Source organism: Desulfosporosinus youngiae DSM 17734 (assembly GCF_000244895.1).
GTDB classification, from domain to species: domain Bacteria; phylum Bacillota; class Desulfitobacteriia; order Desulfitobacteriales; family Desulfitobacteriaceae; genus Desulfosporosinus; species Desulfosporosinus youngiae.
Genome location: NZ_CM001441.1, coordinates 723531 through 737048 on the forward strand (window position 1 = coordinate 723531; position 13518 = coordinate 737048).

The 13518-nt window shown below is 42.0% G+C and carries 13 protein-coding genes; 6 read left to right on the top strand and 7 right to left on the bottom strand.

Translation table 11 applies throughout. From position 1 onward, the window contains the following. Positions 1-58 precede the first annotated feature (58 nt). From DESYODRAFT_RS03440 to cax, 3 genes are all read right to left on the bottom strand, one after another. Positions 59-1411: an ammonia-forming cytochrome c nitrite reductase subunit c552 gene (locus tag DESYODRAFT_RS03440; RefSeq protein WP_007779454.1), complete on the bottom strand. Its 1353-nt coding sequence runs from the start codon at positions 1409-1411 to the stop codon at positions 59-61. A gap of 18 nt (positions 1412-1429) precedes the next feature. After that, a complete protein-coding gene (locus tag DESYODRAFT_RS03445) occupies positions 1430-1915 on the bottom strand; it encodes a cytochrome c3 family protein (protein WP_007779456.1) in 486 nt (161 codons plus the stop codon). A 178-nt stretch (positions 1916-2093) separates the two neighbouring features. After that, positions 2094-3128, bottom strand: a complete 1035-nt coding sequence (gene cax / locus DESYODRAFT_RS03450) for a calcium/proton exchanger (RefSeq protein ID WP_042338171.1) — start codon at positions 3126-3128, stop codon at positions 2094-2096. Positions 3129-3255: 127 nt separating this feature from the next. On the opposite strand from cax, the gene DESYODRAFT_RS03455 reads away from it, so the two are divergent. Then, positions 3256-3762 (top strand): GNAT family N-acetyltransferase, encoded by a 507-nt coding sequence (locus tag DESYODRAFT_RS03455; RefSeq protein ID WP_007779460.1) that lies wholly within the window; start codon positions 3256-3258, stop codon positions 3760-3762. Between the two features lie 118 nt (positions 3763-3880). Here DESYODRAFT_RS03455 and DESYODRAFT_RS03460 read toward each other — a convergent pair whose 3' ends face one another. The 4 genes from DESYODRAFT_RS03460 to DESYODRAFT_RS03475 all read right to left on the bottom strand — a co-directional run bounded on the left by DESYODRAFT_RS03460 (position 3881) and on the right by DESYODRAFT_RS03475 (position 7509). Next, positions 3881-4801, bottom strand: a complete 921-nt coding sequence (locus DESYODRAFT_RS03460; protein ID WP_007779461.1) for a SufB/SufD family protein — start codon at positions 4799-4801, stop codon at positions 3881-3883. After that, on the bottom strand, positions 4782-5534 hold the full coding sequence (locus DESYODRAFT_RS03465; protein ID WP_007779464.1) for an ABC transporter ATP-binding protein: 753 nt from the start codon (positions 5532-5534) through the stop codon (positions 4782-4784). The genes DESYODRAFT_RS03460 and DESYODRAFT_RS03465 overlap by 20 nt, the downstream gene beginning before the upstream one ends. Before the next feature lie 88 nt (positions 5535-5622). Further along, entirely contained in the window at positions 5623-6267 is a 645-nt protein-coding gene (locus DESYODRAFT_RS03470) for an HAD family hydrolase (protein WP_007779466.1), read from the bottom strand. A gap of 162 nt (positions 6268-6429) precedes the next feature. Next, a complete protein-coding gene (locus DESYODRAFT_RS03475) occupies positions 6430-7509 on the bottom strand; it encodes an FUSC family protein (RefSeq protein WP_007779469.1) in 1080 nt (359 codons plus the stop codon). Between the two features lie 274 nt (positions 7510-7783). Between DESYODRAFT_RS03475 and trkA the strand changes: the two genes are divergently transcribed. The 5 genes from trkA to DESYODRAFT_RS03500 all read left to right on the top strand — a co-directional run bounded on the left by trkA (position 7784) and on the right by DESYODRAFT_RS03500 (position 13449). Next, positions 7784-9115 carry a Trk system potassium transporter TrkA gene (trkA, locus tag DESYODRAFT_RS03480; RefSeq protein WP_007779471.1) on the top strand — a complete coding sequence of 444 codons (1332 nt, stop codon included), beginning with the start codon at positions 7784-7786 and terminating at the stop codon, positions 9113-9115. Between the two features lie 16 nt (positions 9116-9131). Then, positions 9132-10583 (top strand): TrkH family potassium uptake protein, encoded by a 1452-nt coding sequence (locus DESYODRAFT_RS03485; protein ID WP_007779473.1) that lies wholly within the window; start codon positions 9132-9134, stop codon positions 10581-10583. Positions 10584-11104: 521 nt separating this feature from the next. After that, entirely contained in the window at positions 11105-11764 is a 660-nt protein-coding gene (locus DESYODRAFT_RS03490; protein WP_007779475.1) for a 4Fe-4S dicluster domain-containing protein, read from the top strand. Between the two features lie 22 nt (positions 11765-11786). After that, positions 11787-12719, top strand: coding sequence for an NrfD/PsrC family molybdoenzyme membrane anchor subunit (gene nrfD, locus DESYODRAFT_RS03495; RefSeq protein WP_007779477.1), 933 nt, complete (start codon positions 11787-11789; stop codon positions 12717-12719). Between the two features lie 343 nt (positions 12720-13062). Beyond that, entirely contained in the window at positions 13063-13449 is a 387-nt protein-coding gene (locus DESYODRAFT_RS03500) for a RidA family protein (protein WP_007779479.1), read from the top strand. Positions 13450-13518: the final 69 nt, after the last annotated feature.

Sequence of the window (13518 nt, forward strand, 5' to 3'; positions counted from 1 at the left end):
ACAATTATCCTTCAGATGGAATTATTAGGTTTCGAGGAAGATCAAACAATATTATAGCCTATTGTTTAGGTGCCGGGCTTTGACCGGTTGCATCAACGGCAGTACCTGCACCAGGGGTTTTTCCTGCTTCAGGTCCTGACGTACCTCCAACGGCTGCGCCTACTGCTAAATTTGCTTTAAGCTGTGCCTGCCGGGCTAAATCAAGTCCTTCGCTAAGTACTCTTAAGGCTTCTTTAGGGCTGTGCCAGCCCATGCTATTTTCAGCGGAGATGTAATCCCAGCGCCACTGAGCCTGACGGTGCAAGGTTCTGGCTTCATTCATCATATCAGCTTTGGCGGCGGGGTTATTGGCTGCGCTTGCAATGGCATTGATGGCGTCTGTGAGCGCAGTTTCTAAAGATACTTTAGCTTTAAATACTGTATCCTGTGTTCCTATAACTTGATTCTTTAAGTAATCTTCACTTTGCTTGTGACATGTTTGACAGGATTGAGAGATGTGATTGAGCGGACTTTGGAGATGATGTGAAGAGATTTTTGTTTGTCCCTGTTTAACATAGGGCATATGGCAGTCTGCACAGGCGACACCATTGGCGGCATGAACACCTGTAGAAAAAAGTTCATAATCCGGATGCTGAGCTTTAAGCATAGGGGCTTGGCTTTCTTTATGATTCCAGTCTTTGAAGTTTATTTCAGTGTATAGCTTTTCTGCATCGTCCATTTTCAGACCGTAATTCCAAGGGAAGGTGACTTTCTTGTTATCAGGTTTGAAATAATATTCAACATGGCATTGGGCACAGACCATGGTCCGCATTTCTTGCCGGCTAAAGTTAGCGGGATCAATTCCCCGGGTTTTTAGAGCATCGAGAAGCGGAACACTGGTGATGGTTAAAGCCATGGTTTTTGGGTCATGACAGTTGGCGCAAGAGATCGGATGTTTCATCTCATCCTTTAAATCAGCGAATGGAGTTGACCAGAAGGAGTCCCCCATCTTATCGACCAGCGGCTTTACATTAGGGCTCTTACAATTCCAACAGGAACCAATGGTGGTTGCTCCCACACGTTGGGTGTTGATAACATCCTCCAATGCCCAAACATGCCCCCGTTCATCATTATAGTCCTCAGAAAAAGGATATCCGGCGAATAGTTTTACTTGGGCGGGGGATTCTTTGAGATGGGATTCAGGAACAGAACCCCCGTATTTAGAATTACCTTTGGTTTGCTCCTTTTGCTTAAGGTAACTGGCATACTGATCAGGATATACCTTCCCCCAGACGGCAGGATCCAGTTCTCCTTCAGGTATGGAAGCTGCTGTTGGAGGAGTTTGTGATTGTTGATTACAGCCAATTGCCAGGACTGCTATCATGATTAACATAAGACCGAGTAATAGAGAGCTTTGCCAAAATCGTTTCATTTATTGTGACCTCCATTCTTAACGTATGGCCGTATAGACAGGTTGACTACTGAAAGGTTGAGTGGGCGTATCGTGTGGTTCACCGCGATGACACTCGAAACATTGTTTTCCATCACTGGTGTTAATCCGGGCAACGACAGAGGAATGACAGCGCAGACAGTTGCGTTGAAGTATGTTGCGGCTCCATTCCTTTGTATGCAGCGCGTCAGGCGGATCAAAGGTGTTTTTATAATAATCCCTGGCCCCTGAATAGCCTTTGTAAACAATTTGTTCCAAGATATTATCATGAGGAATGTGACAGTCCTTGCAGCCGACTCCGTTTGTCTCGCGGTGTACACTGTGAAAAGAGGTTTCGTACGGCGGCTTCATGATATGACAGGTCGTTCCGCAATAATGGGTGGTCGATGTTCGTTTGTATTGACCTACAAGAAAAACTCCAAAGATTATCAGAATCGGCAAGCCTATTACCAGCCACTTTTTTGTCCTTGACGATAAGTTTTTCATAAGAACCTCCTCTCACTTTAATCCGTTTTAGTATAGATTGATTATTATGATATTATGTAGAGGTTCCTCAAATATTGTTATGTGACAATGGGAACTTGAAAAGGACCCTAGGGCAAAGCATAGAACTTTTGGCCCAGGGTCCTGATAAGGAAGGCTATGGGAACTAGTCGGAAGGTCTTCAAACAAAAAGAAAAGCCAGAGCCATGATTGAATAGGCGGCTAAAAGCTGTGCTCCCTCTAACCAGTTAGAACGGCCATCCATGCTAATAATCGCGGTGATCACGGTTCCCATGATGATGACAATGAGTTCATAACCTGTAAACAATAAGTCAAGCGGCTGCCCCATAAAGTAGCCTAGGAAAACTAAGAGGGGTGCTACAAAAAGTGCAATTTGAGTACTTGAGCCGATAGCAATTTCCAAGCTGATATCCATCTTATTCTTCATAGCCATTAATACGCTGGTGGAATGCTCGGCCGCATTACCGATGATGGGGATGACTATGACTCCAATGAAAAGTTCACTGATACCCAAAGCCTTAACCACAGGGTCAATACTTTCCACTAGAAATTCACTTTCTATAACGACAAAAAACGTAGCAATAAGTAAAACCGCTAAAGATTGAGCCTTTGACCAACTGGGAGAATCTGAACACTCCTGACTGGGACGAAAAACATCCTTGTGTGTATGAAGAGAAAAAACTAAACTAAGTATATAGACAAGCATCAAAATTCCGGCTACTCCCAGGCTTAAGGGTTCTGCAGCAGGATTGGAGTGTGTATTGAGAAAGACTGCGGGTATAATTAATCCTGTTACAGCCATCAGGAGCATTGAGGTATGCATGCCGGCAGCCGCCCGGTTGAAACTTTGTCTCTTATATTTAAAACCACCAAGAAGCATGCTTAGTCCTAATACCAGTAGAAGATTGCCAATGATAGACCCTGTTATGGATGCTTTGACAACTTCCAGAAGCCCTGCTTTCAGAGCAAAAATCGTGATGATGAGTTCCGCGGCATTACCAAACGTGGCATTAAGCAAACCTCCGACTCTTGGGCCGACATAGATTGCGATTTCTTCGGTGGCTTTGCCCATGTATCCGGAAAGGGGGATAATACTTAAACAGGCAGTAAAAAAAAGTAAGACCGGCGAGTGGCCTGATAGATGTACGAAAATACTGACCGGAATTGCCAAAAGCAATGGATTGAGATATTTCACCACATTTACCTCCCAAGATCATTCGAGATTATTAAGTCAATTATTCAGTATGGAACACTTGACACGTGATACATTATTCATAGATTGCTTGTTGATCGACTAAATCAGAAAATAATAAGGAGCGAGTATGAAAACGTTCATAGAAACGAGTTTGCCCAATTTCAAATTACGATTCGCTGATACCGGGGATGTTTCACTCATTCTTGGTTTTATCAGAGAATTGGCAGAGTATGAAAAAATGTTGCCGGAGGTTGTGGCAACTGAAGATGTTTTAAAAGAGTCCCTTTTTGACCGGAAAATGGCGGAAGTAATTATTGGCGAATATCAGGAAGAACCGGTTGCCTTCGCCTTGTTCTTCCATAACTTTTCAACCTTTTTAGGGAGACCTGGCATTTACTTGGAGGATTTATACGTAAAACCTAAAATGAGAGGTAATGGGATGGGGAAAATTATCCTCTCCTATCTCGCAAAATTAGCTATTGACAGGAAGTGCGGAAGATTAGAGTGGTGGTGCCTGGACTGGAACCAACCTTCGATTAAATTTTACAAAAAGTTGGGGGCTGTGCCAATGGATGATTGGACAGTCTATCGAGTAGCGGATGAAGCTCTTTACAAATTAGCAAGTGATTTGTAAGGAAAGGCTTAAAGGAAAACAGACTAAGCTTAAGCTGAGAATATTGAAAGAAACAAGGCTGGAAGCCCTGAGCTTCTAGCCTTGTTATACTTTCTGCACGTTCCCTTATTGTCATTAGCTATTTAAGAAAGCCGTTAAGAATTGTGTCTTCAGCTTCCTGCTCCGAGAATCCCAGGGACATTAATTTGATTAGCTGTTCGGACTCTATTCTGCCAATGGCTGCCTCATGGACTAGTTGTGCTTCACTATGATGAGCAGAAATCCTGGGAGTTGAAAGGACCTGGGCATTATGCATGATGATAGCATCACATTGAATATGTCCGCGGCCTTTATTCCGCCCCACTAAATCAAAATAAAAGACTTGCTTCGAATCGTTCTGAGCAACCGACCGGGATATTATTTGGGCAGAGGAATCTACTCCATGTAATTCTACAACGATATTTGATTCAGCCTCTTGATCTTTGTAAGTAAGAAGTCTTTCAGTGACGACAAGCTTTGCATTATCCATTAAGCGAACTTCAGTATCCCTTTTAGTATGGTCAATCCCTTTTATTTGAATCAGTTCAAGTTCGACCACGGCACCTTCTTCTATCTCAAGAATGGTCTTAGGATTGAGAACTCGTTGTCCCTCTCCGTCACCCTGTCCGTAATGTTTTTCCACATATTTGAGTTTGGCGCCTTTTCTAACATAAAAGGTATGAATTCCGTCATGCTGAGATTTGTGATGTCCGGAATTATGTATTCCACATCCTGCGACGATCAACACGTCCGAATACTCTCCCACTTCAAAGGTATTATAGACAACATCGTTAATGTTTTCCTCTGTTACTATAACCGGAATATGGACACTTTCCCCTTTAGTATAGGGTTTGATAATTACATCAATCCCTGATTTGTCCGCCTTGGTGACGATATCAATATTTGCGGTTGTGTTACGCTGTACTCCCGCTCCATTTTTACGGATGTTAAAAGCTCCTTGGGGAATCTCGTGAAGATCGGCCACTTTCTCAAGCATTAGTTTATCCAACGCATTCAGCATTTTGACCAACCCCTTTCACACATTTAGTACTACAGGCACAATCACCGTTATTCATGATTCCGGCGAGAATTATATCCCGTTCGGATTGCGCGCTGATCGTTCCATTGGACATGATAATAATTTCGTCCGCCAGCTCCATGATTCGTTCTTGGTGGGAGATAATGATGATCGTAGTATCATACTTCATGTGTATATCTCTAAAGGTTTCGGCAAGCTTTTGAAAGCTCCATAAATCAATCCCGGCTTCCGGTTCATCAAAGACCGCAACCTTTAGATTTCGGGCAAGTACTGTAGCAATTTCGATTCGTTTCATTTCTCCGCCTGAGAGACTGGCATCCACATCTCTGTTCAGATAATCCTGAGCACACAAGCCGACATCATACAGCAAATCACAAATATTGACTTTTTCAGGATTATGTGAGGCGGCCATTTTTAGAAGTTCTTTGACTTTTATACCTTTAAAGCGCGGAGGGCTTTGAAATGCATACCCTATACCCAAACGTGCTCTCTCCGTAATACTCATAGATGTAATAGCTTGTCCATCAAGCAGAATTTCACCTGAAGTCGGATTATAGACTCCCATAATAATTTTAGCCAGTGAAGATTTTCCTCCACCATTGGGTCCGGTAACAACATATATTTTTTTATCATGGAATTTCAGATTAATATTCTTTAGAATCTCAAAACTTGTATCTCCTTCTATTTCCAGAGATACTTTTTGAAGCTCAAGCATTCAGACTCCTCCTTTATGTCACTTATTTTCACAATAACATAATTCTGCATTTTATTATAGATAAATTGTTAAAGTAGTTGCCAAGATGTTACGTAGAAAAATGAATAATCCATTCTTTAAAGGATTCCACTGTGTCAAAGGCAAATGCAGGATTCATAGCTAATACTTTTTGAGACTGAGCGGTTTCAGCCCAAAGTGCGCTAATCGGTAAAACGCCGGCTTCTTTGGCGGCCTGAACATCGTAGGCAATATCACCTATATAGGCCACTTCATCCGGAGAAAGGTTCCATCCTTCTAAGATTTGCCGAATATGTTCCGGTTTACTCGCTCGGTCCTCTGAGCCGGTTAGAATAATTTCAAAATATGCCTTCAATCCCGAATGTTTCAGAGAGATTTCCATGCTTCCGGCACCTTTTCCAGAGACAAGAGCTAACTTAATATTTCGTTCTTGCAATAGATTGAGGATCTCGACAATACCAGGAAAGGGCTCGGCATAGTCCACATGAAGGCGGTCATATTCGTCAAGATAAAACTGCAAGCTTTCTCTCCAGGAATCAGGAAACAGTTTCTTAAAGATACCATCTTCTGATGGTCCAAATAAACCCGATAATTCTTTGTCTGAGTATTCACGACCAGAGAATTTTGACACAGTACGGCTCAAGCTGGTGCGTACTACTGGCAAAGAATTGATTAATGTTCCGTCCAGATCAAATATAAATCCTTTGATTTTCATAGTTTACCCCTTTATGAACCTGTAGTTGCTTATTTTCTGATTAATTTTATAACATATTTAGGATAAACGCCATACTTATTTGTGAAAAGAAGAACCTGCTGCCAGAGTATTTCGGAGTATTATGAAGAAGGCATTTTTAGTCTGAAAAAGGTTTATTCAGCACTATTTTTTGGGTTTCTTTTTAGATTGCTTATTAATCATATTAAGCAAGGTTATTGTACGGCGATTTGCCCAGCGTAGTTCCGTTGCAACGACGGATACTTCCATCAAAGCTCGTAAATAGAAAACGCCGCTGACTTTACGGTTCCACTCATCAATAGCTTGATCAAATAATTCCCAATAGACAAGGTCTTCCTCATAGGAACTTGAACTCTTTTTCTCTGAGATTCCGAGGTGCAGAGAACTAATAAGCTCAGCAAGCTTATCGTAACCAATCGATAAGACTTCTAGTATTCCCTGAAATTCTTCTGTGATTTTTTTCAATTCTTCAGGAGAATAAGATTCTCTTCGTCTCGTGACTCGTTGAGCAGTCATTTGATTAATGCTTTCTCCCCGTTCGATAAAACCGCGGCAAATTTCCAATAATCGTTCTATAAAGCCAAGATTGTCTTCAAGGGTCATTTCTTCTCGAGCATGCTCATAGAGGAGCGTTATCTCATCAAACAGGTTTTTCTGTTCTTGAGGATCCGGCTTCTCATAGTAAGTCAAGTTTCCGGCATGAATGAAGGTGCGTAGACTATCTAAAAAATAGTTTGAAGTGACAAGTACAAGAGAGGGAAGACTGCTGAGAAATTTAGATTTGTATCTGGGCGGGGCTAAAACCCGGTTAATAAGCAAGGCGACCGCAAGACCAACAAAGATACTTAGAGATCGGGACAGGGCGTTGGTGAGAAACGTTTCTCCCGGAGAATCAAGGACGAAAATGATGGAAACAATCCCCATGACAATCCCGCTCGACCAGCCTATCCAATTACACAAAAGAATAAGAAACATCACCATAATACCAATGAATAAAGGATTTGTTCCCAAAAATAAACCAACTATCAAAGAGAAAATGACGGCGAGTAAATGGACTCCGATTTGTTCCCAAGCGTTGGTCAGGGATTTGCTGACGGAAGGCTGCATATTTACTACAGCTGTAATGGCGGCAAAGGATGCAGGTTCAATTTTAAAAACCTTACAGATAAAAAGTGTCGTAGCTACTGCAAGTCCTGTTTTAATAGTGCGTGCACCAAAAAGCAATTTTAACGTCTCCTTTCAAGTTACCAAATGAATAGTCTACCACAGGATTTGAGTAGAAGCCAACTATAATTTGAGAATCGTTTTGCAAAAAAAGGAGAGAATGTCGCTTAGGGTAATACTTTTTCAAGTCCGGAATAAATAAAGGAATTTCGCGATACCTTGCCGAATATCAGTATTTTAGTTTTACGCATGTATAATTTACTCAAATTTGGTAACTTAACGGTGAAGTTAAAGGTTCCTTATTTGGCAATCGGGAAGGAGAACATGGACATCTATGCGTATTGTCATTGTTGGAGCAGGAAAAGTAGGGTTTAGTCTAGCCCAGCGATTATCCGAAGAGGAACATGAGATTACTGTGATAGAGCAGGATGAAGAGCGGCGTCTTATCGTTCAGGAGAGCTTGGATGTGATGACAATCAGCGGAAACGGAGCCAGTCCGCAATTCCTGGCGGATTATGGTTTGTTGAAAGCTGATTTAATGGTAGCAGTGACGGATAGTGATGAAGTCAATATGATTGCCTGCATGGCTGCTAAGCGAGCAGGGATATCTCGAACCATTGCCCGGGTAAGGAATCAAGAATATGCGGGAAAAAACCAATTAGAATTCAACAGAGCCTTAGGAATTGATCTTACCATTAATCCGGAGATGGTAACAGCGGTTGAAATTAGCCGCATTCTTCTTACCCCAGCAGCTTTAGATGTCGAAGATTTCGGAGATGGCAAAGTTCGTCTCTTAGAAGTCCGCGTTAGAGCCGAGTCTCCCTATGTTAATGTACCATTGAGAAAATTGACGTTGCCCAATGGAATACTTGTTGTCGGAATCCTGCGTCAGAATCGAATGATCATTCCTCATGGTACGGATCACATATCCCCTCAAGATAGTGTTTTCTTTGTCGGAGCACAGGAGGCTATTGAAGAGTTCAGCGAACAATTCTCTGAGCGGAAAACGAAGATTCAACGAGTGATGATCATCGGCGCCGGCCGTATCGGCAGACATCTGGCAAGAATTTTAAACGATGTCGGTATATCAATCAAGGTGATCGAGAAAAGCCGGGAACGCTGTAATGACTTAGCAAAAGTTATTGATAAGGGACTTGTGCTCTGTGGGGATGGGACAGATATTGATCTTCTGATAGAAGAGGGAGTTGGGGAAACGGATGCTGTCGTTTGCCTGACCAGTGATGATAAGCTGAATTTATTACTTGCTCTTTTGGCTAAAGATTTAGGAACTCAAAAGACCATTGTCCGTGTAGGCCGTTCCGAATATATGGGCCTCATGGGTAAAGTAGGAGTTGACGTGATACTTTCTCCCAGACTCTTAACGGCAGGAGTTATATTGCGCCAAGTGCGCCAAGGGGAAGTTGTTTCAGTGTCGCTGCTGGAAGGTGCGAAAGCTGAGGCGATGGAAATAGTGGTTTCCGCGAAGTCTCCGGTTATCGGACGTAAACTTAAAGATGCTAAAATACCGGACAATATCTTGATCGGCGCTCTTATGCGAAAGAATGAGCTTATCATTCCTGATGGTAATACAGTGCTTCAGCCGGGAGACCATATAGTAATCTTTACTCTCCCCACCCTTATTAAAAAAATAAGCAGAATCTTTTAAGGCAGGGTTAGTTCAAATGAACTATTTATTTGTAGAACATATTCTTGGACGCTTGATGATTGCCTATGCCGGATTTATGGTAATCCCTTTTCTAGGAGCTCTGATATGGCGGGAGAAAAGCATGCCGGCATTTCTGTTCTCTATTATTGTAATCATGGTTATTGGGCTCGGATTATTGCACCACGGACAGAAAAACGGACGCATGGGTGTAAGGGAAGGATTTGTCATTGTTGCCGGGGCATGGCTGCTAACGTGCTCAACAGGGGCAATGCCCTTCGCTATGAGTGGAGTAGTACCAAACTATCTTGACGGATTGTTTGAATCAGTTTCAGGTTTAACAGCAACAGGTGCAACTATCATTGACAATGTTGAAATCCTCCCTAAAAGCATTCTCCTTTGGAGAAGTCTAACCCATTGGCTCGGAGGTATGGGGATTATTGTATTATTTATTGTCTTCCTCCCTAATATGACGGGTGCAGTTCATTTGTTTAAGGCGGAGGTTACCGGAGCAACCTCCGAACGGGTTCTTCCCAGAATTCGAGATAATGCTCTGAAACTCTGGCAAATCTATTTGGGTTTAACAGCTGTGCAATTTTTTCTATTGCTGCTTGTGGGCATGAATTGGTTTGATGCTGTCAATCATACCTTTTCTACCATGGCTTCCGGAGGTTTCTCAACAAAAAATGCCAGCATCATGTACTATGACAGTCTGTGGATCGAACTCATCACCATTGTTTTTATGATCATTACTGGAATTAACTTTGGATTATATTCTCTGGCTTTAAGATCTGGGATAGATAAGATTTTTAAAGATCTTGAATTTCGATTTTACCTTATCATAATTGCCGTATCAACCTTCGTTGTGACTCTCAGCTTGTGGTGGACTTTGGGTCTTGGCGGCGGCAATTCACTGAGGCAGGCGCTCTTCCAAGTTGTTTCTATTATAACTACCACAGGGTTTGTTACAGCCGACTATGACCAATGGCCTTCTGTAAGTAAAATTATCCTCCTGCTCCTCATGTTTATCGGCGGTTGTGCAGGTTCTACAGCAGGCGGAATAAAGGTTTCCAGGATAATTCTGCTTTTCAAACTTGGTTGGGTAGAGTTGAAAAGAGCCATTCATCCGAAAGCTGTTATCAATGTACGCTTTGCTACAAGGTCCGTTGATCCTCAGATTTTTAATACGGTTGCCGTTTTTTTCTTTCTCTTTTTCGCCATTTTAGCATTGGCTACACTTCTTCTTGCTTCAACGGGATTAGAGCCATTTGACGCGATATGTGCGGCGGCTGCCGCTTTAGGGAATGTCGGACCAGGTTTTGGGGTAGTAGGTCCATCCACCACTTTTTCTTCAATTAACTCCTTCGGGGAAATTGTCCTTATTATTTGCATGCTGCTAGGCAGATTAGAGCTCTTCACTTTGTTAGTGCTTATTCAGCCCGAATTCTGGCGCAGCAGAAAAGGGTGGTAGAGTTTGGAGGAGTGCCGCGTCAGCGGCATGGGCAGCTACTCTGGATAAGAGGAATTTAGAGCTAACCAGTTAGCATCTACTATTAAAATTTGATATGCTCCCTGCAATACGGAAGTGTAATAAAAAGGGTCTGTAACTTGACTTAGGTTAAGTTAGCAGATCCCTTTTTGTTTCAATAATTTATCGCGAAAAATAAGGATTCTCTGCCTGGCTATGAGCTATAAGAAGTGATACTTAGTTTAAAAATACTTAAAAAACTTTAAGTTACCTTATAAGCAAAACAGTTTTTCCACACGCACACTATTTGCGCCGATTGTACGAGGAGTAATTTTAAAGAACCTGATCCTCTAAAACCAGGAACATAGCAATTCCTCCATAACGACCTTTTATGGTTGTAAAACTAAAAGGATTAACATTACAAATAATACCATTGTGAATCATGTCGCATTATGTTAGATTATCGTAGAAAGAGCGATTATTTGTCTGTTTTACACATGATATGTGAAAGGAGTTGTAAAGAGATGCCTCAAAATAAGGATATAAACTTATCTCGTCGTTCCGTGATTAAGGGTGGAGTACTGCTTGGAACGGTTGTTGCAATTGGACTCAATCCCTTAAAGATAGTAGGGGCAGAAGAAAGCCTAAAAGATAGTGCGGCAGCAACTGGGAAAAAACAAATTGGTTTCTGCTATGATGAAGGTAAGTGTATTAAGTGTAAGGCCTGTGTATTAGCTTGCCAAGAAACTAACAAATGGGAGAAGGATGCTCCATGGAGAACTCTTCTTCGCAGTAAAAAAGGTGACGCTTTATCTATGAGTTGTAATCACTGTGCAGAACCGGCTTGTGCTAAAGTGTGTCCGGTTAAAGCCTATACGAAGAGAGAAAGCGATGGCATTGTCATTCACGACGCTTCTAAATGTGTAGGGTGTGGCTATTGTCTCTATGCCTGCCCTTATCACGCGCCTCATATCGATAAGAAAACAGGTGCCGCTTCTAAATGTCATTTTTGTTACAAGCTGCAGGATGCTGGATCAGGTCCTGCTTGCATAGGAGCTTGCCCTACTCAAGCGCTGACGATGGGGGATATGAAAGAATTGTCGAAAAAGGGAGATCTGAATTTTAAAGGGCTTCCTGATCCTAAGATCACGAACCCATCTATGATTGCGATTCCTAAGGAATAATAAACGAGAGGGGGATTTTGAAATGGGACATTGGGGTTGGCTCATTGCTATATACCTATTTTTAGGTGGACTTGGTGCAGGCGCATATTTGACGTCTTTTGCAGCTGAGAAAGGACTATTAGGCAAGACAACTAATTTAAATCGAGTGGGTTATTATGTTTCAGCACCTCTTGTTGCTATTGGGGCATTTCTATTGATTTTTGATTTGGGGCAAGGCTTAAAGAAGCCTTGGTTAATCATAAACATGTTTCTCAATTTTAGTTCGGTTATGACCTGGGGAATTTATATTCTCAGTGCCTTTATCTTTGTAGGGCTTATTAAGGGGTATTTTGTTTGGAAGAAAAAACAAACTCCGGATATATTAACTTATGTTGGCGCGATATTAGCTTTATCGACCGCTGCTTATACAGGAATGCTGTTAGCAGTTGTTGAAGGAGTGCCTTTTTGGAACTCGTATCTAATGCCAGTGGTTTTTGTCGTATCGGCTCTTTCCACAGGTCTGTCGTTGACATCATTATTAGCACATTTATTTGAAGAACACCAAGCTCATGAGGCTCGGGTTAACCAAGTCCATTTAGGGTTGGTTGGCACTGAAATCGCAGTACTTGCCGCTTTCTTCGCACTCATTTATTCTGGAAGCCAGGGAACGGTCGCTAAGTTATCCGCTAATCTTTTACTGTCCGAATCCCTTGCCATACCTTTCTGGCTGCTGCTCGTAGCAATAGGTTTAGTTGGACCGTTGGTATATTACGTTCAACAGTCACGCGGCCAGAAAAAAGTGCTTTCAGCGATGAAAGAAAACGATTCCCAGAGTTCAGAGGTTTCTAAATCAGGAGCCGGGGGAAGTTCAAAAATAGTATTGCTTTGTGACGGAGCGGTAATGATAGGCGGGCTCACTTTACGCTGTCTGATTGTTTTTGCGGCACTTCCTGTTTGGAATGGGCTATTGGGTTAATGTATAATTTCATAAAGTCATTTGCTTGGATCTGAGGGGGAAGTATAACTTCCCTCTTTTTATTGTACAGGAAAGTATATGATTTCTGACTTGTGGATAACTGATTTGGGCGCGTCCAATAGCACGCTTTTTTATTTTGATGATTTGTTTTCTATTTGCTCTATGTTTGATTAATGACCAAGGGATTGTTTCCAAGCTGATTTCTAGGTAAACTAATAAAGCGGACCAATTATTTTTGACTATGTTTCATTAATTGAGTTACTTATTATCCGCGTTCGGGAAACCTGATACGGTTTCAGAGGATGATCTATTAAGTTTTGAGAAAGTTTAAGGAGGTTTTTCAATGCTGCGCAAAGCTTATACCGCTGATGGGGCGGTAGCAATTGGTCCCTACTCCCATGCAGTCGAATCAGGTGATCTGATTTACCTTTCCGGTCAAACCCCTATCGATCCGACAACCGGGAAACTTGTCACGGGTGATATCATGAATCAAACTGAACAATGCTTTAAGAACTTATTTAACGTGTTATCAGATTCAGGTCTGACCCAGGCTAATGTTATTAAGGTTAATGTTTTTCTAACGGACATGAGTCACTTTGGGGCTATGAATTCAGTCTATCAAACTCAATTTTCTTCTCCTTATCCCGCTAGAACGACTATTGGTGTTGCCTCATTGCCGCTGGGGGCCAAGGTGGAAATCGAAATGATTGCAAGAAGAGGAAATCACTAAGTTTATTGTCAAAAGTCTGGGTGCTATAGTATAAGGATTGAACTATTTGTTAAATGAAAAGACGGAAAG

Coding starts and splice junctions, on each gene's coding strand:
- trkA (WP_007779471.1), top strand. CDS start 7,784: ATGCGTATTGTCATTGTTGGAGCAGGAAAAGTAGGGTTTAGTCTAGCC.
- DESYODRAFT_RS03485 (WP_007779473.1), top strand. CDS start 9,132: ATGAACTATTTATTTGTAGAACATATTCTTGGACGCTTGATGATTGCC.
- DESYODRAFT_RS03440 (WP_007779454.1), bottom strand. CDS start 1,411: ATGAAACGATTTTGGCAAAGCTCTCTATTACTCGGTCTTATGTTAATC.
- DESYODRAFT_RS03490 (WP_007779475.1), top strand. CDS start 11,105: ATGCCTCAAAATAAGGATATAAACTTATCTCGTCGTTCCGTGATTAAG.
- DESYODRAFT_RS03470 (WP_007779466.1), bottom strand. CDS start 6,267: ATGAAAATCAAAGGATTTATATTTGATCTGGACGGAACATTAATCAAT.
- DESYODRAFT_RS03465 (WP_007779464.1), bottom strand. CDS start 5,534: ATGCTTGAGCTTCAAAAAGTATCTCTGGAAATAGAAGGAGATACAAGT.
- nrfD (WP_007779477.1), top strand. CDS start 11,787: ATGGGACATTGGGGTTGGCTCATTGCTATATACCTATTTTTAGGTGGA.
- DESYODRAFT_RS03460 (WP_007779461.1), bottom strand. CDS start 4,801: ATGCTGAATGCGTTGGATAAACTAATGCTTGAGAAAGTGGCCGATCTT.
- DESYODRAFT_RS03455 (WP_007779460.1), top strand. CDS start 3,256: ATGAAAACGTTCATAGAAACGAGTTTGCCCAATTTCAAATTACGATTC.
- DESYODRAFT_RS03445 (WP_007779456.1), bottom strand. CDS start 1,915: ATGAAAAACTTATCGTCAAGGACAAAAAAGTGGCTGGTAATAGGCTTG.
- DESYODRAFT_RS03500 (WP_007779479.1), top strand. CDS start 13,063: ATGCTGCGCAAAGCTTATACCGCTGATGGGGCGGTAGCAATTGGTCCC.